The sequence below is a fragment of the Nitratireductor kimnyeongensis genome (assembly GCF_019891395.1).
GTDB classification, from domain to species: Bacteria; Pseudomonadota; Alphaproteobacteria; order Rhizobiales; family Rhizobiaceae; genus Nitratireductor; species Nitratireductor kimnyeongensis.
In genome coordinates this window covers 300,548-325,406 of sequence record NZ_CP078143.1, presented here as the reverse complement: position 1 = coordinate 325,406, position 24,859 = coordinate 300,548, and the positions used below count along the sequence as shown (strand labels likewise).

General features: G+C 60.4%; 16 protein-coding genes. 9 read left to right on the top strand and 7 right to left on the bottom strand.

From position 1 onward, the window contains the following. Positions 1 to 100: 100 nt before the first annotated feature. Together KW403_RS01465 and KW403_RS01460 are read right to left on the bottom strand one after the other, a co-directional pair. Positions 101 to 4,720, bottom strand: coding sequence for a translocation/assembly module TamB domain-containing protein (locus KW403_RS01465; RefSeq protein WP_223021019.1), 4,620 nt, complete (start codon positions 4,718 to 4,720; stop codon positions 101 to 103). Next, positions 4,717 to 6,621: an autotransporter assembly complex protein TamA gene (locus KW403_RS01460; RefSeq protein WP_223022391.1), complete on the bottom strand. Its 1,905-nt coding sequence runs from the start codon at positions 6,619 to 6,621 to the stop codon at positions 4,717 to 4,719. The genes KW403_RS01465 and KW403_RS01460 overlap by 4 nt, the downstream gene beginning before the upstream one ends. 323 nt (positions 6,622 to 6,944) lie before the next feature. Here KW403_RS01460 and KW403_RS01455 point away from each other — a divergent pair, with 323 nt between their 5' ends. The 3 genes from KW403_RS01455 to KW403_RS01445 all read left to right on the top strand — a co-directional run bounded on the left by KW403_RS01455 (position 6,945) and on the right by KW403_RS01445 (position 10,681). Beyond that, on the top strand, positions 6,945 to 8,327 hold the full coding sequence (locus tag KW403_RS01455; protein WP_223021018.1) for an acetyl-CoA C-acetyltransferase: 1,383 nt from the start codon (positions 6,945 to 6,947) through the stop codon (positions 8,325 to 8,327). Beyond that, complete coding sequence (locus KW403_RS01450) at positions 8,327 to 10,429, top strand: 3-hydroxyacyl-CoA dehydrogenase NAD-binding domain-containing protein (RefSeq protein WP_246637851.1); 2,103 nt, start codon at positions 8,327 to 8,329, stop codon at positions 10,427 to 10,429. The genes KW403_RS01455 and KW403_RS01450 overlap by 1 nt, the downstream gene beginning before the upstream one ends. A gap of 69 nt (positions 10,430 to 10,498) precedes the next feature. After that, positions 10,499 to 10,681, top strand: coding sequence for a DUF3008 family protein (locus tag KW403_RS01445; protein WP_223021016.1), 183 nt, complete (start codon positions 10,499 to 10,501; stop codon positions 10,679 to 10,681). A gap of 21 nt (positions 10,682 to 10,702) precedes the next feature. On the opposite strand, the gene KW403_RS01440 is transcribed toward KW403_RS01445, so the two are convergent. Further along, the gene (locus tag KW403_RS01440) at positions 10,703 to 11,893 is read right to left on the bottom strand and encodes a pyridoxal phosphate-dependent aminotransferase (protein WP_223021015.1); all 1,191 of its coding nucleotides are present in this window, start codon (positions 11,891 to 11,893) and stop codon (positions 10,703 to 10,705) included. Positions 11,894 to 12,099: 206 nt separating this feature from the next. Here KW403_RS01440 and KW403_RS01435 point away from each other — a divergent pair, with 206 nt between their 5' ends. Together KW403_RS01435 and KW403_RS01430 are read left to right on the top strand one after the other, a co-directional pair. Continuing rightward, the gene (locus KW403_RS01435) at positions 12,100 to 12,807 is read left to right on the top strand and encodes a nitroreductase (protein WP_223021014.1); all 708 of its coding nucleotides are present in this window, start codon (positions 12,100 to 12,102) and stop codon (positions 12,805 to 12,807) included. 128 nt (positions 12,808 to 12,935) lie between these two features. After that, a complete protein-coding gene (locus KW403_RS01430) occupies positions 12,936 to 13,532 on the top strand; it encodes an EF-hand domain-containing protein (RefSeq protein WP_223021013.1) in 597 nt (198 codons plus the stop codon). Between the two features lie 102 nt (positions 13,533 to 13,634). Here KW403_RS01430 and KW403_RS01425 read toward each other — a convergent pair whose 3' ends face one another. From KW403_RS01425 to KW403_RS01410, 4 genes are read right to left on the bottom strand one after another with little or no spacing between them, the layout of a single operon-like run. Next, positions 13,635 to 14,225, bottom strand: a complete 591-nt coding sequence (locus KW403_RS01425; protein WP_223021012.1) for a sarcosine oxidase subunit gamma — start codon at positions 14,223 to 14,225, stop codon at positions 13,635 to 13,637. Further along, on the bottom strand, positions 14,218 to 17,211 hold the full coding sequence (locus KW403_RS01420) for a sarcosine oxidase subunit alpha family protein (protein ID WP_223021011.1): 2,994 nt from the start codon (positions 17,209 to 17,211) through the stop codon (positions 14,218 to 14,220). The genes KW403_RS01425 and KW403_RS01420 overlap by 8 nt, the downstream gene beginning before the upstream one ends. Continuing rightward, the gene (locus KW403_RS01415; RefSeq protein WP_223021010.1) at positions 17,208 to 17,483 is read right to left on the bottom strand and encodes a sarcosine oxidase subunit delta; all 276 of its coding nucleotides are present in this window, start codon (positions 17,481 to 17,483) and stop codon (positions 17,208 to 17,210) included. The genes KW403_RS01420 and KW403_RS01415 overlap by 4 nt, the downstream gene beginning before the upstream one ends. Before the next feature lie 10 nt (positions 17,484 to 17,493). Next, a complete protein-coding gene (locus tag KW403_RS01410; RefSeq protein ID WP_223021009.1) occupies positions 17,494 to 18,753 on the bottom strand; it encodes a sarcosine oxidase subunit beta family protein in 1,260 nt (419 codons plus the stop codon). Positions 18,754 to 18,962: 209 nt separating this feature from the next. Between KW403_RS01410 and KW403_RS01405 the strand changes: the two genes are divergently transcribed. The 4 genes from KW403_RS01405 to KW403_RS01390 all read left to right on the top strand — a co-directional run bounded on the left by KW403_RS01405 (position 18,963) and on the right by KW403_RS01390 (position 24,823). Then, entirely contained in the window at positions 18,963 to 21,428 is a 2,466-nt protein-coding gene (locus tag KW403_RS01405) for a mechanosensitive ion channel family protein (protein ID WP_223021008.1), read from the top strand. 105 nt (positions 21,429 to 21,533) lie between these two features. Next, entirely contained in the window at positions 21,534 to 21,806 is a 273-nt protein-coding gene (locus tag KW403_RS01400) for a hypothetical protein (RefSeq protein WP_223021007.1), read from the top strand. 230 nt (positions 21,807 to 22,036) lie between these two features. Beyond that, on the top strand, positions 22,037 to 23,470 hold the full coding sequence (locus tag KW403_RS01395; RefSeq protein WP_223021006.1) for a UbiA family prenyltransferase: 1,434 nt from the start codon (positions 22,037 to 22,039) through the stop codon (positions 23,468 to 23,470). 3 nt (positions 23,471 to 23,473) lie between these two features. Beyond that, the gene (locus KW403_RS01390) at positions 23,474 to 24,823 is read left to right on the top strand and encodes an FAD-binding oxidoreductase (RefSeq protein ID WP_223021005.1); all 1,350 of its coding nucleotides are present in this window, start codon (positions 23,474 to 23,476) and stop codon (positions 24,821 to 24,823) included. Positions 24,824 to 24,859: the final 36 nt, after the last annotated feature.

The window sequence follows — 24,859 nt, the reverse complement described above, 5'->3', positions numbered from 1 at the left end:
GCGATGTTTCAAAGACAAGGCGCGCACCCACCATCCCCCCGACCCGAACCAAGCGCGCCGTTTGCCGGCCAGTCCTCTGGCCGGCTTTCTTTTGTCCGGATCAATAGTCTTTTTCGAAGAAGATCCCGAGGCTTGAATCGCCGTCGGATCCCACCGCACCACGTGCTTTGAGATCCTCGGTAATGTCGAGGTTGATCGTGCCGCGTGTCGTGCCTTTCGCGCCAGCTTCCACTCCAAGATAGATATTGTCCTGAATGTAGCGGCCCGCGCGCACCGCCGCGTTGCCTTCGCTGTCGGTGACGACATCCAAATCGTCAAGTCCTGTTGCACTGCGCAATGAGCCCAGCAAGGAGCTGTTGGATCCGCCCGCCAATTCTGCGGCGGCTGCCGCAAGCTGTGCAATCTGCACGGCGGAGAGTTCGTTGATGCCTCGGTTGAAGATGAGGCGCGCCAACACTTCGTCCTCCGGCAGTTCGGGCTGCGAAGAGAATGTGATGTTCAGGTCGGAGACACGACCATTCACATTGATGAAGACGATGATGTCGTTGCCGCGTGAGCGGGCGACGAAATCGAGCTGCGGATCGAGATCGCCCACCATGGTGACTTCTCCCTCGTCGAAGGTGATGCGCTGACCGATGATGGATAGACGGCCGCGAATGAGCTTGAAGCCTCCGACCGGCTGTATGTTGGTTACCGGCCCTGTCAATCTCACCGAGCCTCCAAGTTCGGCATCAAGGCCGCGCCCACGCACGAAGATGCGAGCCGGCGCTGTCACGTTGACATCGAGCCGCATGACGCTCGGACGCGCCGAGGGCATGGGTGTACCGTCATCTGCGCGGGCGCGCTCCAGCGTGCGCTGAACAGCCGGGGGCGGATCGATATGGCGCACGTTGATCTCAGCAGCGCCGCCACCGATGCTTTCCGGCACGAGAATTTCGGCACGTTCCACGTTCACCTCGCCAGCAAGCAGCGGGTCGCGGGTGAGGGCGCCTGTCATCGTCAGGGCACCGTTGACGGTCGCTGTCAGCATTTCGCCGTCGGTGTGTCTGGCGTCGTTCAGCCCGATTCTCAGATCGGCGGGAAATCCCGCCTGAGCATTGGTCGAGATCGTGCCGGAGACGGACACGCGACCGCCGGCGGCCAGGGCGGCAGAGCCTTCGGTGATCGTCACCCGATCGCCATTGACGGCTGCGGCCAGGCGCACGTCTCCAATGCGCAGATTGGTGAGGGGATCGACGGCAGAAGCGTTGGCGGTCGAGATCGTGCCATCAATGATAGGATCGGCCACGGCACCGGAGACGCGGATATTGGCGGAGGCAGTTCCGGAAAGCTGGGTTCCACGATCGGCAAGAAAGCGATTGGCGATGGAAAGCGGTGCCGTACCTGCAAGGTTGAGCCCAAGGCCGGAACCGGACAGCGGGATTGTGCCACTCGCTTCCACGCCAAGCCCGGACGGGCCGTCCGCCGTCAACCGGGCCAGTTCAATCGCATCGCCTGCGTAACGGCCGCTGGCAGCGAGCTGAAGCGGGCCAAGGCCAGCACCGGACAAAGGTGCAGCCCGTAGACCGGTGGCGCGCATGTCGAAGCTTGCCTGCGGCTTTGCAAGCTTGCCCGTCACCCGAGCGCTGCCTGTCAGCTGTCCGGCAAGGTCCTGACCGCGCACGACACGGTTCAGGGCGGCCAGAGGGAAAGCGTTGAGAGCGACATCCAGGGAAAGCTGCCCGTCATCGAAGGGGACCGCGCCGCTTGCGGAGGCGTTCAACCCTTCCGGGCTGCTGATGCTGGTGTCGAGGTTCAGCCGATTGTCGCGGCTCGTCCCGGTTGCATCGATCGTCAGCGCCCTCAGGCCTGCCTGTGCCAGAACAGGTGACGTGATTTCGCGTCCGTCGACGTCGAAATTCACCAGCGGATTGTCGCGGGTGCCTTTGATCTCAGCATTGCCGTCGAGCGTGCCGCCAAGACCTAGCCCAGGCTGGATCGTGTTGGCGATGGAAAGCGGGACCTCTTGTAGGTTGACGGCGAGATCGAGAATATCGGCGATGCGCCCTCCGGCGGTGATGCGACCGCCCGCAACATCAATCGCTGTTGGATCGAGCGTGTAGACGCTGCCGTCCACAAGAAGGGACGTGGGATCCAGAAGACGGGCCTTAACAGCACCCTGGTCCAGGCGGAGTTCGTTGATCCGAAGGCGATAGCCTTCGCCTTCAGGTGCGAGCGCGCCCCTGGTCTCAATTTCGGTGCCCTGTTCAAGAAGGGCTTTGCCCTCGAAATCTGTTGCACCGGCGTTCTTGCGCGCGGTGGCTTCAATTGAAGCGACGTTGACACCGCCAGCACTGATCCCTTCTGCATTGATCGAGCCGACCGCCGAGGGGACACCAAACAAGTCCTCGACGGTGGCGGCGATTGCCGCGGTGGAAATGCGCGTCTGCTCGACGTTCAGGTCACGGATTGTGGCGTTGATGTCTGCAATCTGGTTTTCGCCGACGTGTGAAAGAGACAGGTCGGCCTTCACACTGCCGGTTGCCTCACGCAGGAGGAGGGCAGCGGCGGTGGACACATCGGCGGCATCGATGTTGACCTTTCCGTCGATCAGGTTTTCGCGCACATTCTGCACGATGTTGCCGCTGGCGGTCGCGCCGCCGGCACGGAATGAAAATTCCGTCATCCGTCTTTGATCCGGCGAAAGGACAAGCTGGCTGGAGAGGTCCACGCGCTCGCCCGCCAGAAAGGCGGTACCGTCCACGGCGCCCGTTAGAGTATCATTTTCGAGCTGTCCGTCGAAACCGATCGTGGCATTGCTGAGATCGCGGCCGGACAGCCTGCCGCGCGGCGCATCGGCTTTCAGCGTCAGATTGATGCGTTCCTCCGCTCCTTCGGCGCGGCCTGTGGCTGTCAGGCGGCCCGACGCATTATCTGCAAGAAGCGCCATATCTTCCAGTGCGGCGTCGAAGCGGAAATTCGCTGTTCCGGTGGCAAAGGTACCATCGGCCTGCATGCTGAACTGATTGTTTGCGAGGGACAATGCCCGCGCGGTCAACCCTTCGGGACCTCGAGCCACACCGCCCTCCACACGCGTGGTTCCCGCAAGCAGGTTTCCGGCAATCTCGTTCTCGATACGCAGGTCGGTTGCCGTACCGTCGAGGTCGAGATCGAAAGCGCCGCTGATGGGGCGCACCGTGCCATTGGCGACGAGATTGACCGAACCGCCCAGTGCCTGATCCGCAAGGCCGGAGAAGGGCGCAATGTCGGCTGCTCTAAGCTTGATATCGCCGTTAAAGGCGAAATCATCGATCTGGCCGGCGAAGGCGGCCTCCAGCCCGTTTCCAGAAATGCTTACGTTTTCCAGCAAGACAGGATTGCCTGCCTGCCAGTCACCCCGCGCCATGATATCAATGGTATCACCGAGTGCCTCGGCGATCTTTGCCTGCGTTGCGGTGATCTCGGAGAGGCCACCGTCGACCTCGAAGCTTATGCGGCGTGAAAGGGGATTATTCAGGTTCTGTGCAAGTCCGCCCATCGTAAGGATGGTCTGACCAGCGGCGAATTCCGCGGTTTGAAGCCCATCCAGTTCGATTTTTCCGTTCCAGCGGTCGGAACCGGCCTCGCCAAAGGTGACATCCAGTTTCGCCGATTGCAGGGAGGTTTGACCACCGGCGACCGGCAACAGCACACGGTTGCCTTTGGGGTTGGCGACGGAGGCGCCAAGGGAGAGAGCGGTGAGAAAATTGTCGCTGCTCGTCTCCGCAACAGCCTCGATACGCATGGAGGCGCTGGCGACCTGAAAATTTTCAAGCAGGATCCCGCCGCCGTTTTTCGATACGCCGTTGACGTTGATGCGGGTCCCCGCGCCGAAGAAATCCTGAAACTGGACCGGCACGAGCCGTCGGATAGACCCTGCGAGACTGGCCGAAAAGCCAAGCCCTTCCTCACGTTCGCGAAGTCGCGCCGTCCCTCCGAAGGCGGGTACACCGTCGGCCTCAAGCGCCAGCTTGACGTCAAGCATGCTCAGCGGCCCACTGCCGGCAAGGGTAAGCTTGAGAGGCGGACGGCCCTGGACATTCAGAAGATTGGCGACCACACCGTTTGCGGGTTCATCAAGGACCAGATCGAGATCCAGTATCTCGGTTTCGTTGGAATACGCAGCATCAAGGGCAAACTGTCCACCAGGACCGTCCAGTCGCTGTACATCGAAATTGCTCTCGAGGGTTCCGCTGTCGATTTTCAGGGCGCCGGTCAGGGCGAGGTTTGCAGAAAGGCCGAAAACCTCCTGCCCGAACGTTGCTTCTTTTATCTCGAGCTGTTCGAGATTGACGGCTAGCGGCAGTTCGGGGACCTGGAAAGAGCGTGATTCGGGCGACGGCAGCCCCTCATCCGGCAGCGGACGGCGCGTGACCAGGATCGTTTCTGCGGCGAGCTTCTGGACTTCGAGGCGCTGGCGCAGAAGAAGGGTGGAGCGGCTCCAGTCGATGGAGGCGTTGTCGATGCGCAGCCAGATGCCCTCCCGGTCGGCGATGGTGATCTCACGGATGGTGGCCTGCGACGACAGAGCACCGGAGATGCCGGAAATGCGAATCTGCCGGTTCGGGGTGGAGAGCTGATCTTCCAGAAGACGTGTGAAGAAAGAGCGCTCTTCATCGGGCGTGCGCTCGCTGGGGGTGTCCTGCGCCATGGCAGGCAGCAGGACGAAAAGCAGGATCAGAGCTGCAAAAAAGCGGATCAAAACGCTTGTCCTATTCCGACATAAACGGCAACGCTCGGATCGCCGTCGCGTCGATCGAGCGGGACGGCGACGTCGAGACGCACGGGCCCTAACGGGGTGAGGTAGCGTAGACCGGCGCCGACGCCGATTCGCACGTCCTCCGAAAAGTCAGGGAAGGATTCCGCACCGACAGTGCCGGCGTCAATGAATCCAACGACACCGATAGAATTCGTGACGCGTGCGCGCAGTTCGGCCGAGGCCTCCATCAACGAGCGGCCGCCCGCAGTACCGTCCGCCGTCTCGACGCCGATGTTGCGATAGGCATAACCCCGGACTGAACCGCCACCGCCGGCGAAGAAGAGCTTATCTGGGGGTGTTTCATCAATGGGCGCACCCACCAGGGCGCCGATTTTTGCGCGTCCGGCCAGCACAAAGCGACCATCGCTGCCGAAATCATGGTAGGCGCGGCCTTCCAGAAGCATGCGGGCGGCCAGGTTGCGATATTCCATTTCGTAGAACGGCTCGAGCGACAACTCGGCAAAATAGCCTTCGGTTGCGTCGGCAGGGTTGTCCCGGCTGTCATAAGTCAGCGTGCCCGCGAGACCTATCGTCGTGAAGTCGCGTGTTCCGAAATCGTCTTCGAAGCGGGCACGGCCGGCATTGGCGAACAGGCTTCCGGAAAGCTCTTCGGTAAATTCGTGCCGGAAGCCGAACTCAGCGCTTACCGCGGTGCGCGTATAGCGTTCGAGAACCTCCCGATCACCGAATATCGAAGCCTGGAAATCCGTGTCGGGCGTGTAGACGCCGGGTTTGAGAAAGCTGGTTCCGACCCGGTAGGTCAGATCTTCCGGCTTGAATGTGTTGCCGATGCCGGAAACCTGTCCTTCGAAACGGAGTCTTTCGGCGCGACCGAAGAGGTTGCGGTGCATCCAGTAAGCCTGCACGCCAAGTCCGTCCAGCGTTGAATAGGTGCCGCCGACACCGAATCGGCGGGGCAGGCGCTCCTGGACGATGACGGCAAGCGGCAGGATGCCGTCAGCGCTGATCTCGTCGGCTTCCTCGATCCGGGCGGAGCGAAAGACGTCTAGCTTTGAAAGGCGCTGGCGAGCCCGATCGATGTCGTCCGGGTCGTATTCGCGTCCGGGAACGAGCCCGGTCTGGCGCGCCACGAAGTCGGGATCCATTCGTTCCGTTCCGCTGACGGATACAGCGCCATAGGTCGCGCGACGGCCAGGTTCGACGGTAAGGATCGCATCCACTGTCTTCGTTTCATGCGCGGCGGTGACGCGCCTCTCAACGATCTCGGCCTTTGCATGCCCCTGATGGCGCCAGGCTTCGACGGCAAGGCGACCGGCTCTCAGGATGGTTCCGGAGGCTGCTACCTCTCCCGATTGGAAGCCCTCTTTTGCCGGGTCTTCCACACGGTCTTTGCGGTTGAGCGGCGGTGGCGCCTGATTGACGATACGCGCCTGGGCGAAATGAAAGACGGAGCCGGGGTCGACAGCGACCCGAACAGTGGCCGGGTTGGAAATGTCTGCGTCGATGGGAAGACTGGATGCCTCTTGGCCATCAATGGTGATGCTGATGGAACCGCCATAGAGCGCTGAGCCGTAGAGCGTATTCAGAAGGCGGCGATAGTCGCCACGCGCCTTGACAATGAGCCCGGCTGCGCCGGAAGCGGGTTTCTCGCGGTCTGCCCAGAGAGAGGAGGCGCCTTTCAGCTTCTTTTCGGTGTCGTCCGCGCCATAGGGAAGGACGAACTCTACCGTGTAGTTCCAGGGTTCACCGATCGTGTCCGGCTCTTCTGCACTCTTGTCCTTGCCAAAGAGCTTTAAGCCGAACAGCTCGAAAGCATTGGCGGAAGGCGGCGAAAAGGCGAGCATAAGCGCGAGCAGCAACGGCCCGTGCAAACGCCACCCCATCGACGGTTTCGCGTCGATTTCACTCAAACCCGTCTCCCATTCTCGAGCCGAAGTGTCGGTCACCAACCTTGCCGTGACGTTAACGCCTGTCGCCCGTATGCTGCAAAACAGTGCGGTTAAACCACAAACCGCTTCTGGGGCCAATGCGGCTAATCAGGTCAGGCCAGACAATTGTGGCCTAAAGCCGGCGTTATTGGGAATGAAGCAACATCGGAACCAGGAAAGGCCAGAAAGGTTGTGTCATTAATGACAAAGATGCTCAACTGCTTCGACTGAGCTGAAGAATTGCTGGTCGTCGGGTTCTCAGGAAAGGTGCGTGTTGCATGGCACAATTGCCCCGAAAGCAGGAGCGCGTTGCCCGGAAATCACCCGCGCGAGGCACGCGAACAGCTCCTGTCCGTCAGACAAAAAATCGTGAGAGCAAAGACAGGCCCGTCTTCATCGTGGATGGCGCACGGACGCCGTTTCTAAGGGCCCAGGGCAAGCCGGGGCCATTCACACCGGTGGATCTTGCCGTCCAATGCGGGCGGCCATTGTTGGCAAGACAGAATTTTTCTTCCGCAAGTTTCGACAAGGTCATCCTCGGCTGTGTCAACGTGATTGCAGACGAGATGAATCCGGCACGGGTGGCAGCATTGCGGCTGGGCATGGGTGACGCGATGCCGGCCTTCACCGTTCAGATCAATTGTGGTTCCGGGATGCAGTCTATCGACACTGCTTTCCGTACGATCGAGGCGGGAAAGGCGGATCTCATCCTGGCAGGAGGAACGGAGGCGCTTTCCCATGCACCGCTGGTGTGGCCGCAGGAAGGCTCTGCATGGTTCGGTCGCTTCGCCTTTTCCAAGTCGCTTCTTGAAAAGCTGGCGGCCGTGGGTGCCTTGCGACCGCGCATGCTCAAACCGGTGATTGGGCTTGAGCGTGGGCTGACCGATCCCGTCACCCAACTCAATATGGGACAGACAGCCGAGAAAATCGGCCATATCTTCGACATTTCGCGTGAAGCGGCGGATGCATATGCGCTGGAAAGTCACCAGCGGTTGGCGAGGGCACAGAAAAGCGACGCTCTCAAAGGGGAGGTCGTTCCTGCTGTGACCCGCGATGGCGTCTTGTACGATCACGATGACGGCGTTCGTCCGGATACCTCGATGGAGCGGCTCGCCAAGCTGAAACCGGCCTTTGAAAAACCTTTTGGCAACGTCACCCCGGGCAATTCCTCGCAGATCACCGACGGGGCCTCCTGGGTCATCCTTGCTTCCGAGGAGGCGCTCAGGAAGCACGGTCTCACACCGCTGGCCCGGATCGTCGACAGTGAGTGGTCGGGGCTGGATCCTTCCATCATGGGTCTTGGGCCAACACTGAGTTCGACGGCGTTGCTCGAACGGCACAGTCTGACCCGCGAGGACATCGAACTGTGGGAACTGAATGAGGCTTTTGCGGCGCAGGTTCTTGCATGCCTTGCCGCGTGGGAAGACGAAGACTACTGCCGCCTAGTTCTTGGGCTTGAAGCGCCGTTCGGCCGCATCGACCACACTCGCCTCAATGTGGATGGAGGAGCGATCAGCCTCGGGCATCCGGTTGGAACCAGCGGCAACCGGATCGTGCTTCATCTGGTCAACGCCCTGCGCAGAGGCGGTTTCAAACGCGGTGTGGCAACCGAATGCATCGGCGGCGGTCTTGGTGGCGCGATGCTGATGGAGGTGGTCTGATGTCTGTTGAAACGATATCTGCTGGCAAGCATCTCGATCGAAACCGTCTTGCGCTCGGCTCCGATGCGCAGGAGATCGCGAAAACTGAGCATTGGTCGCTGTCCAGGGACGCGGACGCTATTGCCTGGCTGGTGCTCGACCGCGCGGGAGAAAGCACGAACACGCTTTCCGAAACAGTGATGGCCGAGTTGGAAACCTTGCTGGAAAAGGTCGAGGCGTTACAGCCGGCTGGGCTCGTGCTGCGCTCGGGCAAAGCCGGTGGCTATATCGCGGGTGCCGATATCCGAGACTTCGCCGGTGTCTCTCAATCAAACGAGGTTGAAGCCCGTATGACGCGGGCCCACGCAATCGTTGACCGTATGGCAGCGCTCCCGATGCCAAGCGTTGCGGTGGTGCACGGCCATTGTCTTGGCGGCGGGCTTGAGCTGGCGCTCGCCTGCAGGTTCAGGATCGCGGTCGAGGGAGCGGTTTTCGGGTTTCCGGAAGTGCTTCTCGGCCTTCACCCGGGCCTTGGAGGGACTTTTCGCCTGCCGGCACTGATCGATCCGGTGGAAGCCATGAAGATGATGCTGACTGGCAAATCCGTACATGCGGCCAAAGCGCGGAAGCTCGGCCTGGTCGACGCCGTGGTCGAGGAGCGGCATGTCGTGAACGCGGTCAAAGCGGCCATCTCGGGAAAGCTGAAGCCCACAAAGCGGGGCGCGGGTTTGAGCCGCTTTTCGTTTTATCGCGGTTTCGCCGCACGCAAGATGCGCGCCATGGCTGCAAAGCGCGCACCGGAAAAGCATTATCCTGCTCCTCATCGACTGATTGATCTGTGGGAAGACCATGGTGCCGGGAACAAGGACGAGATGCAGAAGGAGGAAATCCGCTCCTTTGCAACGCTTTTGACCGGGGAGACGGCGCAGAACCTCATTCACGTATTTTTCCTGCGTGAAGCCTTGAAGGCAGGGGGGAAGGGGGACAGTGGTATCGCGCAAGTTCACGTGGTCGGTGCCGGGACGATGGGCGGGGATATCGCCGCATGGTGTGCGGCGCGGGGTCTCAGGGTGACGCTTTCCGATCTGGATGAACAGGCTCTTGCCGCAGCAATCGGCCGGGCAGGGCGACTTTTTGAGAAACGCCTGCACAGCGGGATCGCCAGACGCGATGCGTCAGATCGGCTGATTCCGGATTTTGCGGGTGATGGCGTCAGGCAGGCTGATCTGGTGATCGAGGCGGTGGCGGAGAAGGCCGACGTGAAGCGCAAGGTCTTTGAAACGGTCGCGCCCTTGATGAAGAAGGACGCGATACTGGCGACCAACACGTCCAGCATTCCCTTAAACGAGTTGCTAACGGCCGTTCCGTTTCCTGAGAGACTGGTGGGCCTGCACTTCTTCAATCCTGTCGCGCGCATGGAACTCGTTGAAGTTGTTTCACATGACGGTTGTTCGGATGCGGCGCTGGCGCGGCTGGCGGCCTTTTGCGGCTCTATCGACAGGCTTCCCGCGGCGGTGAAAAGCTCGCCGGGCTTTCTCATCAACCGCGTTCTGACACCTTACCTCACCGAGGCGTTTGTTATGCTCGACGAAGGCATGCAGAAAGAAGCCATCGATCAGTCCGCGGTTTCGTTCGGCATGCCCATGGGGCCGATCGAACTTGCCGACCGTGTCGGCCTGGACATTTGTCTTGAAGTGGCGCGCACCATGCGGGCCGGCCTCGACACCTCGGTACCGGATGTGCCCGGCTGGCTGGAATCCATGGTTGCGGAAGGACACACCGGCCGGAAGGCGGGGCAGGGGCTTTATACATACGACCGGAATGGTGATCCGGTGAAAAATACAAAGCATCCGGTGCCTGACGGAGCCATGACAGATCGATTGATCCTGCCCATGCTCAACACCTGCATGACCTGCCTGCGGGAGGGCGTTGTGACCGACGAGAAGACGCTGGAAGGCGCGATGATCTTTGCCACGGGGTTTGCTCCGTTTCGGGGTGGACCGCTTCGATATGCGCGTGCGCGCGGCATCGAAGACATTGTCAACGCGCTTGAACGCCTGCAGGCACAGCACGGCGACCGCTTCAATCCCGATCCTCATTGGCGAAAATTGTCACCAATCTGAACGATGTCGGGAACCGCGCTTCGTCCCCAGGCTTGTTCCTTGGGTGGGTAACTCAAGCAGGAGAGCAAGATGCCGGCAAAGTCCAAAGCGCAGCAAAAGGCCGCCGGGGCCGCACTCGCGGCCAAACGCGGAGAGATGCCGAAATCCAAGCTTCAGGGCGCTTCCAAGGAAATGTATGAGTCCATGAGTGAAGACGAACTGGAAGAATTCGCTGAAACCGATCGCAAGGGCTTGCCCGAGAAGAAGGAGTAGGGCGCTCGGCGCCCTGTCTCGCTATTCCGCGGCAGAGCGCCCCAGGCGGGCCGTGATGAAACGTTGGAGGCGTTTGGCAGCCTCGCGCAGCGTTTCCTCGTCCTGGCACATGGAGATGCGGATATGTCCCTTGGCGGCGTCACCGAAGCTCGCGCCGGGCAGCACCGCAACATTCTCCGCGCCCAGAAAATCCCAGGCAAATCTTTCACAGTCCGATTCGATGGCGCGGATATCGAGCATCACATACATGCCGCCCTCCGAGCCGCGAACGACCACGTCGTTCAAGCCGCGTATCGCCTCTAGAAACGCTTTGCGCCTTTTGGTGTAGAGGTCGGCGATCTCGCGGAGGCCGAAACCGTTCTCGGCGGCAGCGATGGCGGCGTGGGACGTGAAATCGGGCAGGCCATAGGTGGCAACGAGATTGAGATTGGTCAGAACAGCGATCATCTCGGCCGGACCGGTGAGCCAACCGACGCGCCATCCGGTCATGCCGTGGCTCTTCGACAGCGAATTGATGACGAGCGTCCGCTCCTTCATTCCGGGTAGGGCGCGGGGCGACAGATGTTCCTTTTCCGAGCGAATGGTCCAGTACACTTCATCGGACAGGAGCCAGAGATCACGTTTGCGGCAGATATCCGCGATGCGCTCGATGGTTGCGCGTGAGTAGACGGCGCCGGTGGGATTGTTCGGCGAATTGATCAGGATCGCCCGTGTATCTGGTTCGAGTGCGGCTTCGATTTCTTCGAGGCTTGGCTCGAAATCGTTTTCCGCATGGGTCTCGATCTCCGTGTAACGGCCGCCAGCCGCACGAACTGTGCCGGGATAGGTCGCGTAATAGGGCGAGACAATCACCGCATGGTCGCCTGGATCGAGCACTCCCTGGAAAGCAGCATAAAGCGCGCCCTGGCCACCGATGGTGACCATGATCTCGTCTGCGCTTGTCTCGGTTGCCGTGCATTCTTCCGACAATTTTGCCAAAGCACGTCGCAGCCGAGGCAGGCCGGGAAGCTGAGTGTAGTGGTGATGCCCGCCCCGCACGGCATTGACGCAGGCCTCGACCGTACCTTCCGGTGTATCAAAGTCGTGGTCGCCGACGGACAACATGATGACCTTGTCGCCCGCCTGTTTGCGGGTCATGGCGGCGAAGTGGATTTCCCACCCATTCTTGCCTGACGGGACGATGCCTGCAATGCGGGATGAGGGATTTGGCATAGAGGGCTCCAGGGGCGAATTTGGCATTCGACTTGAAAAAAACAGGTCCTTCGACTACGAGGACCGGCGCATTGGTCGGCGTTTTAGCAAATCGACCGGTGCGAGAACAGCGTAGTGAATGTGTGCATTTGGTCCTGAATGGATCGCGATATTGATGCAGGGGGCATAGTCGCGCATCTGAAAGGACCGCCAGGAAGGATAGCGGCATGTTGGCCCCTGACAAGAAGAATGAACCGTCCATTTCCGACATCGTCGATGAGGCGATGCTGACGCGGCGTTCCGTCCGGGCATTTTTGCCGGACCCAGTCGACGATGAGACAATCAGGGACATTCTTCGCGTTGCCGCGCGTGCACCCTCGGGCACCAACATGCAGCCCTGGAAGGTCTATGTGGTGTCGGGTGAGCGCAAAAAGGCGTTGTCTGACGCCATTCTTTCTTCAGGTGTTCGCCCGGAAAAGATCGAGTGGGATGAATACAAGTACTATCCCGACAAATTCTTCGAGCCGTATCTCTCGCGCCGTCGTGCGGTTGGCTATGCGCTTTATAGTCTTTTGGGCATTGGCCGGCGTGAAGTCGAGCGGATGCGCGCGCAGCATGACCGCAACTTTACCTTTTTCGATGCACCGGTCGGCCTGATCTTTACCATCGACCGGCGTTTGAACAAGGGATCGTGGATCGATCTTGGCATGTTCGTGCAATCGGTGATGATCGCGGCACGCGGCCGTGAACTCCATACGTGCCCGCAGGCGGCTTTTGCGCCCTATCACAAGCAGATCCGCCCGATCCTCGGCATTCCCGATGAGGAAATCGTCGTCTGCGGCATGGCGCTCGGCTACGAGGATGCCTCCAAGCCGGAAAATGACCTGCGCAGTGAACGCGCGCCGCTGGAGGAATTTGTTTCCTTCGTTCGCTGACGTCGCTTTCCACCGCTGTTGCTTACGAATTTGTAATTTCCCGGCAAGGTCGCCGTAATGTGCGATCAGCGATTATCTCCTCGTTCCCTGCCGCAACCTCCCTGCGGCGCCCCTACGAGGAGACAGATATGAAAAAGAAAATCCTTCTGACGGCGATGGCTCTGAGCCTGATGGCTGGTTCTGCCGCGATTGCGCAGGAGACCAACTCCGGTCAGGCTGCACCCCAGGTCGCCGGTGAAAAGATGAAGGACGGCAAGAAGATGCGGGGCTTTTCCCGTCTCGACAAGGATGGCGACGGTGCCATCTCCGCCGAAGAGTTTTCTGCGGTTCACATCGAACGTTTGAAAGCAGCCGATGCCGATGGTGACGGTGTGTTGTCTGACGCAGAACTTCAAGACATGGCCGCGAAGCGCATGGCTGATCGCCGCGCCAAGCGTGCCGCGCAGCGCCTCGACGTGGATGGCGACGGCACGGTGACCATTGCCGAGATCGAAAGCCAGCAGGCAAAGCGTTTCGCGCTCATGGATGCCAATGACGATGGCAAGGTCGATCAGCGCGAAATGCGCCGTGGGTTCCGCCAGATGGCAGGCGAGCGTGGCGGCCATCATGGCAAGAAAATGCACCACAAGCGTGACCACAGAGGCGGCCCTCGTGGAGATATGCCCGGTAAAATGCGCCCAGGCAATCCGCCCGCAGAGATGGCACCAGATGCCGACAATGGCTGATTGAAAACTGCCGGAAGGTGCCCGTGGTGCCTTCCGGCAGATCAGACCGGTTCGCGCGGGCTCCGCGGGTCGGTCGATAGGCCCGGCGTTGACGCGCCGGGCCTATGTTATTGTATAGCCCACATCCTGTGACGCATGGCGAAGCGTGTCGGCGAATGCTTTCGCAAACGAACGGAACAGGTACAGCTCAAATCGCGTCTCAGCCCTGCGCTGGATCTGCACAAAGAGATCGTGATGGGCCGTGGCCCGCCCGGCGTGAACCGGGAACGCGGAAAGGTCGAAATCGAGCGCGAATAGCTTGGACAGAACCCATTCGACCGCCGGACCTTCCAAGGTGAACACCGTGCGACCGTGCGAAAGATCGGTCACCGTTCCGATTGTCGCGTCAATGGCTGCAGAGAGAGCGCCTGCCAGCGCTTCATCTTGACCACTCACAAGGAAACGCCCGGGGCCGATGTTGAAGGCGCATGTGCCCTCGCGGTTCGTCGCGCCGTTTCCAGGCCGTGCCGAAAGCTTGAGATGGCAGATGGCTGACAGGGCTTCTGCCAGTGACCCCTCCTGGCCGGGCCAGGAACTTGCCTCGATGATTGTGCCCTTTCTGGCTTCCGAAATCGTGATGCCGGTGCCGTCGGCAAAGTCGCCATAGGAGCCGGGGCGGAAATCACTTGCCAGCGGTGATGCGCGTTCAACCATGCATGCGTTCCCCATCCGGATCGAAGAAATGGTGGCTGACGATCTCTACCTGACCGAAGCGTTTTCGCAGGGGATCGGAGAGATAGGCCCGTGTGCCGTGGCGGGCCTTACCGCCCCGGACGAGGGCAAGTCCGATATATTTCTGCAGTGCGGGCGAGTAGCAATAGGCGGTCACATGGCCGATGCTTTCGCCCGGCTCGTCAGGACTGCCGCGCTCAACCAGATGAGCACCGCCGCCAAGCTTTTGTCCATCGAGCGAGATGACACCCACAAGCCGCAGGCGGTTTTTCTCGATCAGGGCCGGGCGGTCCATCAGGCCCGATCCGATGAACGGCTTCTTCTTCGAGAGCATCCAGTCCAGATAAAGGTCGCGTGCAGTGGTTCGACCGTCGATCTCGGCGCCGGTGACATGGCCTTTCTCGATTCGTAATGCGCCAAGCGCTTCCATGCCGTAGGGCGTGATCTCGAACCGGGCGCCGGCTTCCATCAGGGCTTCCCACACATGCATGCCGTGGCCGGCGCCGCAATAGACCTCATAGGCGAGTTCGCCTGAGAAGGAGAGGCGGCAGATCATGACGGGGGCGCCCTCAACCTGACCATGCACGATGCCCATGAAAGGCAGTGTTTCGTTGTCGACCTTCGCTCCGGTGACGCAGCGCTCCAGCACGGCGCGTGCCTTCGGCCCGGCAATGGCCGCGCCTGCCCATTGGTCCGTCACCGAGGTGAGATGGACCTTGAGGTCGGGCCAGAGAATGTCGAGGCAATATTCCAGATGCTGCATCACTGCGCCCGCATTGGCGGTTGTGGTGGTCATCAGGAAGTCGGTTTCGCCAAGCCGCCATGTTGTGCCATCGTCAAAGGCAATGCCGTCCTCGCGCAGCATCAGGCCGTAGCGTGCCTTGCCAACTTTCAACGTTGAGAAGGTGTTGGTGTAGACTCGATCAAGGAAAGTGGCGGCGTCCGGCCCCTTGACGGCGATCTTGCCCAGGGTGGAGACATCGACAATGCCCACCGAGCGGCGCACCGCCGCCGCCTCGCGGATATAGGCCTGTTCAACCGTTTCGCCGGGGGCGGCATAAACGAGCGGGCGATGCCACAGGCCGGCCGGGGTCATCTCCGCCCCGTGTTCCACATGCCATTCATGCATGGGGGTGTATCGCTCGGGCTTCAGGTCGCCATAACGTTCCGCAGCCAAGGCGCCGATGGCCACCGGCGAATAGGGTGGGCGAAACCGCGTGGTGCCGGCCTCGGGGATGGTGATGCCGCGCGCGGCGGCCATGATTGCGAGGCCAGGCACGTTCGACGTCTTGCCCTGATCTGTCGCCATGCCGAGCGTTGTGTAGCGCTTCAGGTGCTCCACACTGACAAAGCCCTCGCGGTGGGCGAGGCGCACATCGTCGGCGGTCACGTCGTGCTGGAAATCGACGAAAGCCTTGCCCTTGCCCCGGATCTCGAGAACGGGAGCCGGCGTCAGGTCGGGCGCATCGGGTGCGATGTCAGGCAATCTGGCGCGGGAGGGACGTTTTTCGGCACATTTCAGGCCCGCATCGCGACCTGTGACGAGCGCTTCGGCCGTGCCGAACCTGCCCGTAAACGCGCCTGCACCCATCCAGCGCTGTGTGGGTTGGGGAGGCAGAAAGGCCTGTGTGACGTCGTCCCAAACGGGCTTTGCGCCCGCCTGGCTTGCCAGGTGAAGGACCGGCTGCCAACCGCCCGAAACCGCAAGACTGTCGCATTCGAGCGGCCTTGCTTCTCCCGACAGCTTGCCTGTCGCGGCATCAAAAGCCTGTACGATTGCGCCAGAAAGCGCCTTGCCGCCTTTGGTGCCGACGACCGCATGTCCGGTGATCGGTTCTACGCCTGCTTCGATGGCGAGCGCGCTTGCGGTATCGCTGATCCGGGCGCGCACATCCACAATGGCCGCCACATGGCCGCCAGCGCGCTTCACGATCGCGGCTGCCTGATAAGCGCTGTCATTGTTGGTGAAAAACAGGGTTTTGCTTCCGGGCAGAACGCCGAATTCCTTAGCATAGCGCCGCGCCGCGCCGGCCAGCATGATCCCCGGTCGGTCATTGCCGGGAAAGACGATGGGCCGTTCAAGTGCGCCTGTCGCGAGCACAACGTCACCGGCACGGATTGTCCAGTGTCGCTGGCGGGGGTGATTTTTCGGCGTGCGGGCAAGGTGGTCGTTGACGCGTTCAAGGGCTGCGAGCGTGTTGCCGTCGTAATAGCCCCAGACTGCCGTGCGCGTTAAAACACGGACATTGTCGAGCTCGGCAAGCCGCCGGGTGAGCGCATTCGCCCAGTCGTGCGCCGGAATCTCGTCAATGGTTTCGCCGGACCAGCGGGCAAAGCCGCCGGTGTGCGGCTCCTGCTCGGCCAGGATGACGCGTTTTCCTGCTTTTGCCGCCGCTTCCGCCGCCATGAGCCCGGCGATGCCTCCACCCACCACCAGAACGTCGCAATAGGCGTTGACCTGTTCATAGCGTGACGGATCGGCCTCAAAGTCGGCGCGACCGAGACCGGCAGCGCGGCGGATGAAATGTTCGCACATCATCCAGAAACGCGTGCCCTTCAAAGGCCCGATGACAGGGCCCATGAAGGTTTTATAGTAAAAGCCCGCGCCCAAAAGCTTGCCACCAAGCTGATTGATCGCGCCGACATCCCAGGCGAGCGAGGGGAAGCGGTTCTGGCTTTCGGCGCGCAGACCGTCATAAATCTCGGTCCGCGTGGCGGGAATGTTGGGCTCGCGCACGCCTTCGCGCAGGAGGGTCACCAGCGCGTTGGGTTCGTCGATCCCGGCGCTGTAGACACCGCGGGGGCGGTGATATTTGAAGGAGCGGCCCATCAGCGAGATGCCATTGGCCAGCAGGGCCGCGGCCAGCGTGTCGCCCGCATGGCCTGTCAGGCTCTCGCCGTCGAAGGTGAAGCGGATGGTTCGAGTACGGTCGATCAGCCCGCCAGCACTGGAACGGCGCGGGCTCATGCGGCATCTCCGCCAGCAGCGTCTCGAGCGATAGCGACCGCGTGAATTTCATGGGTCAGCGTGTCGCGTTCCACGACCAGATGCGCGCGGCAGCCGCCTGCATGCTGCCAGAACTCGCGGTGTCGTCCGGCTGGATTTGGTCGATTGTAGACATAGTCGATCCAAGCCTTCGTGTCGGTCGAGCCGAGGTCAGGTCGCGTGCGCGATGCATCCCCCTGATAGGAGAATTCGGCAAGATCGCGCGGGCCGCAATGCGGGCAATCGATCAGCATGGCGTGTCCCTCAATGCAGTTTGGGTGTTGGGCCGTGGCCCGTTTCGTCTATCGCGGCGCCGCGCTCGAAACGGCTCAGCGTGAAGGGGGCGTTGATCGCATGCGGCTCGTCCTTCGCGATGGTCCAGGCGAAGGAATAGCCGGAGGCCGGCGTGGCCTTGAACCCGCCGTAACACCAGCCGCAATTGAGGTAGAGACCGGGAAGGGGGCCTTTCGTGATGATGGGTGAGCCATCCATGGACATGTCCATCACGCCACCCCAGGAGCGCAAAAGCCTCAGCCGCGCAACGGAGGGGAACATGGCGCAGATCTCACTCATCACATCCTGAGCGGTGGGAAGATTTCCACGCTGGGCGTAGGAATTGTAGAAATCGAGACTGCCGCCGAATACCAGCCCGCCCTTGTCGGACTGGGACATGTAGAGATGCCCTGCACCGAAGGTGACGACGCAGTTCACGAATGGTTTGATGGCCTCGGAGACAAAGGCCTGAAGGACGTGGCTTTCGAGGGGCAGGCGCTCGATGCCGGCACGCTGCAAGACCCGGCTGGTGCTGCCGGCAACTGCCACCGCAACTTTTTTTGCGCGGATGTCGCCTCTCGTGGTGGAGACGCCGGTGATCCGGTCGCCGTCGCGCAGGAAACCCGTCACCTCACAATTCTCGAGCAGGTCGACGCCGCGACGGTCTGCGGCGCGGGCATAGCCCCAGGCGATTGCATCGTGGCGTGCGGTCCCCGCGCGCGGCTGCAAGAGCCCGCCGGTGATCGGAAAGCGCGCCGAGGCGGACGTATCGAGGCCGGGCACCCTGCGTGCGATCTGTTGCGGGCTCAACCATTCGGCATCGACACCGCTGTGGCGCATAGCGTTGCCGCGGCGGATATAAGCGTCCGCCTGGCCCGGACTATGAGCGAGATTGAGGATGCCCCGCTGTGAGAACATCACATTGTAGTTGAGCTCATGGGAGAGATTTTCCCAGAGCTTCATCGAATATTCGTAGAACCGGAGGGATTCCGGCAGAAGATAGTTGGAACGCACAATGGTGGTGTTGCGGCCGATATTGCCGGAACCCAGCCATCCCTTTTCCAGAACGGCGACATTTGTGATGCCGTGTTCGGCTGCGAGATAATAGGCAGTTGCCAGCCCATGGCCGCCGCCACCGATGATGATGACGTCGTAATTCGGTTTGGGATCGGGCTTGCGCCAGGCCGGTTTCCAGTCACGATTGCCTGAAAAGGCATTCTTCAAAAGCGAAAAAGCTGAATATTCCGCCATGCGCCGCCATTCTTTTGCCAGAGCGAGGATTGATCCCGGATCAAAGCTATAGGACACCCGGAATGCCGAAAGCAAACAAAACGCCAAGGGTTTTCACAGACCAGACCTCGGCGCGGGGTATCGCTTGCTGCGCCGACGTAGCTCAGGCAATGTTCACGCATTGAGGCTGATGACCGATGGCGTATGATTCTGTGAGAACACTGTTAGAGATGTCGTTGAAGTTTCGTGCCCTTCCGGTTTTCCTGTGCTTCCTGTTCCAAGTCACCATCCTGGCGTCGGCTTTGGCTCAGGCACCGGAAAACTTCCTGCAGGTGCAACGCGAAAAGCTTTCCGAAATCGAATCCACCGTCAACAGCCTGGAACAGGAAGTAGACGATCAGGCCACTGACGATGGTGAACTCGTCTCGGTGCGTGTTGAGCTGGAGAAGCTCGCGCGCGAGGTCTTTGATGCAAGTCTGGCATTTCGTCCACGCCTTTCCGAAATCAATACGCGTCTTGAACAACTGGGTGAGCCGCGCAAGGAGGGCGAGCCGGCCGAACCGGAGGAGGTGACGCGCGAACGCACCCGATTGCTCGACGAGAAGGCGAGTTTCAACGTGCTGATCGGCGACGCCGAGAGGCTTTCGGTTCATATCAACAGTGTCGTCGATGGAATTGCCGAACTTCGGCGGGACCTTTTCACGCGAACGCTTTCACGCCGCTACGATGTCTCCGCGGCCTTGAGCGCGGATGTTGCCGGTGAGTTCACTCAGGACGTCGGACGCGTTTACCAGCGTGTCTCCGCCTGGCTCTCCTTCGTCTTCAAGTATCGCCTCAAGCCACTTCTTCTCGCGACTACGCTGGCGACCATTGCCGCCCTCGCGCTGCTTTTCGGGGGGCGCCGCCTGTTCGGCGATTTCATAGAGCCTGATCCGACGGAAACGGAGCCTACCTATCTCAGTCGTCTTTCGCTGGCATTGTTCTCGACGCTGATACCGTCGCTGTCTATTGGCGTTTTCCTAGCCTCGACCTACTATTTTCTCGACTATTTCAGCCTTCTGCGCAGCGATATCCAACCACTTCTGTGGGCGTTTTTTTCCGTCATCATCCTGGTTTATTTCGTCTATCGTCTGGCGCGGGCCATCCTTGCGCCGAGGCGACCCAACTGGCGGCTGCTGCCCGTACGGTCGCAGGCGGCTCAATGGCTGCTAGTTCTGGCCGTGGTTACGGCGATAGCGACCGGATTCGACTATTTCATGGATCAGGTCTACCTGCTGTTCGGCTCTCAGCTTTCGCTGACAGTGGCCACCAGTCTGATAGCCACTGTTATTGTAGGCCTGCTCATCATGGCCATTGGCGGCGTCAGCCCTTTGGATGATGAGGAAGGCAAACCGAAACCCTGGCCGCTCAAGTTTCGCTATCTCCTGTTCGCCCTTGGGGCGGCCATCATCATTGCGGCGATGCTTGGCTATATCGGCTTTGCCCGGTTCCTTTCCCAGCAGGCGGTGGTCACGGGCGCGATCATCGCCACGACGTATATCGGCATCCTAACAGCCGGGGCGATCACCTCGGAGGGGGCTTTCGCCAATTCCTGGCTGGCACGGCGGCTGGAGCGCTACACGGCTTTCGATGAAACCGCGCTCGATCAACTCGGTCTCGTCACCGGTATGCTGATCAACACGATCGTGGTTCTGATCGGCGTGCCGCTTATCCTTCTGCAATGGGGGTTCCGTTGGGCAGATCTGACGGCGTGGAGCTATCGGATCGCCGGCAAGATTCAGGTCGGTTCTCTCTCGTTCTCCATTGTCGGAATCCTGACCGGCATTCTCGTGTTCGTCATCGGTTATTTCCTTACGCGCTGGTTTCAGAGTTGGCTCGACGGGAAGGTGATGGCCCGAAGCCGGATGGATTCCGGCGTGCGCAATTCCATTCGAACCGGTATCGGCTATGTCGGCCTGGTGATTGCGGCGCTTATCGGCATTTCGGCGGCCGGCATCAATCTGTCCAATCTCGCCCTTGTCGCGGGTGCGCTTTCTCTCGGGATCGGCTTCGGCCTGCAGAACATCGTCTCAAACTTCGTTTCGGGGCTGATCCTGCTGGCAGAGCGTCCGTTCAAGGCGGGTGACTGGATCGTTGCGGGCGGGGTATCGGGCACGGTCAAGAAAATTTCCGTGCGCGCAACCGAAATCGAGACGTTTCAACGCCAGTCAGTCATTCTGCCGAATTCCGAGCTGATCAACGCGGCTGTCGGCAACTGGACCCACCGCAACAAGCTGGGGCGCATGGAGATACCCATCGGTGTCGCCTATGGGTCGGATGTGCGGCGGGTGCACGAAATTCTTCTGGAAATCGCCAGATCACATCCGCTTGTCCTCAAGAACCCGGAGCCATTTGTCCTCTTTGCCGGCTTTGGCGACTCTTCCCTCGATTTCGAGATTCGTGTCTACCTTTCGGACATTCTCATGCAGCTTAATGTGCAAAACGATATTCGCTTTGCCATTGTCGACGCATTCGAGGCGGAGGGGATCGAAATACCGTTTCCGCAACGCGATATCCACGTGCGCTCGGGGCTGTTTAAAGCTCAAGAGACGGCGCAGGCTACAAATAATGGAGATCCCTCGGACGCGGTAGTGGACGAACAGGATGATTTGTCGGCAGGAAAGCGTCGGCGCCGACGCAAAGTCGACCCGGAATAGCGGCGGAAAACTGGATGCGTCGTTCAGTTGCCGTTCAGGTTGAAATCTCTATAAACGGGGCCAAAGGGCTGTCGTGCCCGCTGTTACAGGGGTGGTGAAGCACCGATGAAAACCATGAAGATATTTGCACTTGCGGCCACCACGTTCATTTTCGCCGGCGGTTCGGTGTTTGCGGCCAGTGTCGTCAACCGCGACAGCGAACCACAGACCATCGTCGTTACCGAAGGCGGCTCGCAATCGGAGATCGTGGTGGGTGCGGGCGAAACGATCGAATTCTGCTCGGCAGGCTGTTTTGTGACAATGCCCAATGGCGACCGCGAAGTGTTGACCGGTTCGGAAACGGTCGAGATTTCCGAGGGTCGCGGTCGCGTCCGCTGACTGCAGCCCTTGCTCGGGATTGAATGCCCTGATTACTAGAAGCTCCGGCAGAGCCATTCTGCCGGAGTTTTTTATGCGCAGCCGCCCCCCGGTCAGTTGACCTTAGGGAAGTCTTAAGCCTGTTTTTGAATTCTACTTTTGTATTTGCTCAGTCGATCGATGATTTCAGACTTTGGAAGCTCCTTTCGGGTAAGGCCGTTTGAAGAACGGATATCTCGTCGGGGGCTTTTATGGACGCGCGATCTGAACGCAATGCAGTGCCTTTGGCTGTCGATCTCGACGGCACGCTGATTGCGACCGATCTTTTGTGGGAGAGCCTGTTCCTCCTGCTACGCCGGCAGCCCTTGTGTGTGCTTTTCCTTCCTTTCTGGCTTCTTGGGGGCAAGGCGCGGCTCAAATGCGAAATCGCCGCGCGCGTCGAGCTAGACGCGCCAGGGCTGCCATATCGTCAGGAACTGCTCACACAGCTTCGCAAAGACAAGGCAGACGGCCGCCACATTGTTCTGGCAACGGCTTCGCCGAAGAAATTCGCCGATGCGATCGCAGAGCACCTTGGGGTCTTTGACGAGGTCATCTCCACCGAACCTGGGCGCAACATGGCGTCCGGAATGAAGCGTGACGCGCTGATCGAGGCATTCGGCGACGGCGGGTTCGACTATGCGGGCAACAGCCGCGCCGATGTTGCTGTCTTCGATGCCGCGCGCAGAGCGATCGTGGTTGCCCCTGATCGTGCGGCCGCACGCTGGCATGCAGTGAATGGTGGCGAGCTGCTGGCAGCACCCCAGCCGACGTTCAGGACCTATGTGAAAATGCTGCGGGTCCATCAATGGCTGAAGAACAGTCTGATTTTTGTGCCTCTGATCCTCAGTCACGAATATTTCAATGTTCCCCTGCTCATTCTGTGCATTCTGGCCTTCATCTCGTTCAGCACGGCGGCCTCGGCCATCTACATCCTGAACGACTTTTTCGATCTCGGACTTGATCGTCGGCATCCCAGCAAGAGGAACAGACCTTTTGCAAGTGGCGTGCTTTCGATTCCCTTCGGGTTTGCCTCGATGCTGGCGCTGCTGGCAATCAGTGGCGCAACGGCGCTTCTCCTGCCGCCGCTTTTCTGCCTCGTGCTCCTCGCCTATCTGGTTGCCACCACCGCTTATTCGCTTTCCATCAAGCGGATGCTGTTGATTGACGTTTTGACCCTGGCGGGCCTTTACACGGTGCGCATCCTTGCCGGCAGCGCGGCGACCATGATCGGCGTCTCATTCTGGCTTCTGGCCTTCTCCGTGTTCTTCTTTCTCTCGCTTGCGCTGGTGAAACGCTATGTCGAGCTCCGCTCCACGGTGCTCCCCGCTGGCGAGCGGATTGCGGGAAGGGGGTACCGCGCGGAGGATCAGGAGGTGATTGCACAGGCGGGTATGGCCTCCGCTTTTTCCTCGGCGATGGTTCTTGCACTTTATATTCAAAGCAGCGCGGTGCGCGAACTCTACGACATGCCATGGCTGATCTGGCCGCTTTGCCCGATTGTTCTCTACATCACGATCCGCATGTGGATCCTTGCCAGGCGTGACGAGATGCATGACGATCCCATCGTTTTCATCATCAGCGACTGGCGCAGCCAGCTTTTCGGCCTGCTGGGTGCGCTTCTCCTCTTCACGGCGGGGTTCTGACGCATGGCTGAATACGGGGCATTCGGACTGGTTCGGAAAGGCACGACACAGGCGATCGGCGCTGAAGAGGCGATCGAGCGGTTGCGTGCGGGCCGGGGCCTACCGGAGACCGTTCTGCCCTATGGCAATGGACGCTCATACGGCGATACCTGCCTGAACGACGAGGGAGCGCTGATCGACATGCGCTCCATGAACCGCATTCTCGCATTTGACGACGAAAACGGTGTGTTGACGGCTGAGGCCGGGCTCATGCTGTCGGACATCATTGCTCATGCCGGCCCGAAGGGCTGGTTTCCCGCCGTGGTGCCTGGAACGCAATACGTCACGCTGGGTGGTGCCATCGCCAATGATGTGCACGGCAAGAATCACCACCGGCGTGGCAGCTTTGGGTGTCATGTGATTTCGTTCACACTACTGCGCTCGGATGGTCAGACACACCATTGCAGTCAAACGGACAATCCCGAGCTCTTCCGTGCAACTATAGGCGGGATGGGACTGACAGGCCTCATCTTGAAGGCAACGATCCGATTGATGAAGGTCGCCTCCGTCGATGTGAATGAACACGTGCGCGGGTTTTCAAGCCTCGACGAGTATTTTGAACTTGCCGAAGAGGCCGACGCGCAGAACGAATATGCCGTTGCGTGGCTTGATCAGCTTGCCACGGGATCGAAGGCGGGGAGGGGATTCCTGCTCACGGCCAATCATGCGGAGGATGGCGCGGTCTATACTTCGCCTTCCAGCCGCCGTCTTGCCGTTCCCTTCCGGCCGCCGCTCAACCTCCTGAACCGCTGGTCATTGACGCTGTTCAACCGTGCGTTCGCGTGGAGCAAGGCGCGGGCGGAGGGCATCCGGCGTTCTTCATATCAAAGCTATTTCTTTCCGCTTGATGCGGTGCGCCACTGGAACCGGCTCTATGGACCGCGCGGGCTTCTCCAGCATCAATGCGTGGTGCCGTTCGATGCAGCGCGCGAAACCATCCCGGCCATGTTGGCGGCAGCGCGCGAGGCGGGGCAGGCTTCGTTCCTGACCGTTCTGAAACGGTTTGGCGATGTGCCATCGCCGGGCACGCTCTCGTTTCCAAGGCCCGGATACACGCTGACGCTGGATTTCTCCAATGGGGGTGCCGCCACGCAAGCGCTTTTCGAGCGCCTGGATCAGCTGACGGTCGAAGCCGGTGGCGCGGTCAACCCCTATAAGGATGCGCGCATGAGTGCTGCGGTGTTCGAAGCTTCGTTTCCGAAATGGCGCGATCTGGAGGTCTTCCGGGATCCCGGTTTCGTTTCGGATTTCTGGCGCAGAACGGCGTTGGAGCTGCCGGCCAGTGCCGCAGGAGGGCGCCATGCCGCCGAGTGAGCAGGCAGTCGGCGCGGGAAACACCGCAATGCGCGC

Excerpts from the sequence above, each read along its gene's own strand:
- KW403_RS01430 (WP_223021013.1), top strand. The coding sequence starts at position 12,936 with ATGAAAAAGAAAATCCTTCTGACGGCGATGGCTCTGAGCCTGATGGCT.
- KW403_RS01400 (WP_223021007.1), top strand. The coding sequence starts at position 21,534 with ATGAAAACCATGAAGATATTTGCACTTGCGGCCACCACGTTCATTTTC.
- KW403_RS01450 (WP_246637851.1), top strand. The coding sequence starts at position 8,327 with ATGTCTGTTGAAACGATATCTGCTGGCAAGCATCTCGATCGAAACCGT.
- KW403_RS01405 (WP_223021008.1), top strand. The coding sequence starts at position 18,963 with ATGTCGTTGAAGTTTCGTGCCCTTCCGGTTTTCCTGTGCTTCCTGTTC.
- KW403_RS01390 (WP_223021005.1), top strand. The coding sequence starts at position 23,474 with ATGGCTGAATACGGGGCATTCGGACTGGTTCGGAAAGGCACGACACAG.
- KW403_RS01440 (WP_223021015.1), bottom strand. The coding sequence starts at position 11,893 with ATGCCAAATCCCTCATCCCGCATTGCAGGCATCGTCCCGTCAGGCAAG.
- KW403_RS01445 (WP_223021016.1), top strand. The coding sequence starts at position 10,499 with ATGCCGGCAAAGTCCAAAGCGCAGCAAAAGGCCGCCGGGGCCGCACTC.
- KW403_RS01425 (WP_223021012.1), bottom strand. The coding sequence starts at position 14,225 with ATGGTTGAACGCGCATCACCGCTGGCAAGTGATTTCCGCCCCGGCTCC.
- KW403_RS01420 (WP_223021011.1), bottom strand. The coding sequence starts at position 17,211 with ATGAGCCCGCGCCGTTCCAGTGCTGGCGGGCTGATCGACCGTACTCGA.
- KW403_RS01415 (WP_223021010.1), bottom strand. The coding sequence starts at position 17,483 with ATGCTGATCGATTGCCCGCATTGCGGCCCGCGCGATCTTGCCGAATTC.
- KW403_RS01410 (WP_223021009.1), bottom strand. The coding sequence starts at position 18,753 with ATGGCGGAATATTCAGCTTTTTCGCTTTTGAAGAATGCCTTTTCAGGC.
- KW403_RS01455 (WP_223021018.1), top strand. The coding sequence starts at position 6,945 with ATGGCACAATTGCCCCGAAAGCAGGAGCGCGTTGCCCGGAAATCACCC.
- KW403_RS01435 (WP_223021014.1), top strand. The coding sequence starts at position 12,100 with ATGTTGGCCCCTGACAAGAAGAATGAACCGTCCATTTCCGACATCGTC.
- KW403_RS01395 (WP_223021006.1), top strand. The coding sequence starts at position 22,037 with ATGGACGCGCGATCTGAACGCAATGCAGTGCCTTTGGCTGTCGATCTC.
- KW403_RS01460 (WP_223022391.1), bottom strand. The coding sequence starts at position 6,621 with ATGGGGTGGCGTTTGCACGGGCCGTTGCTGCTCGCGCTTATGCTCGCC.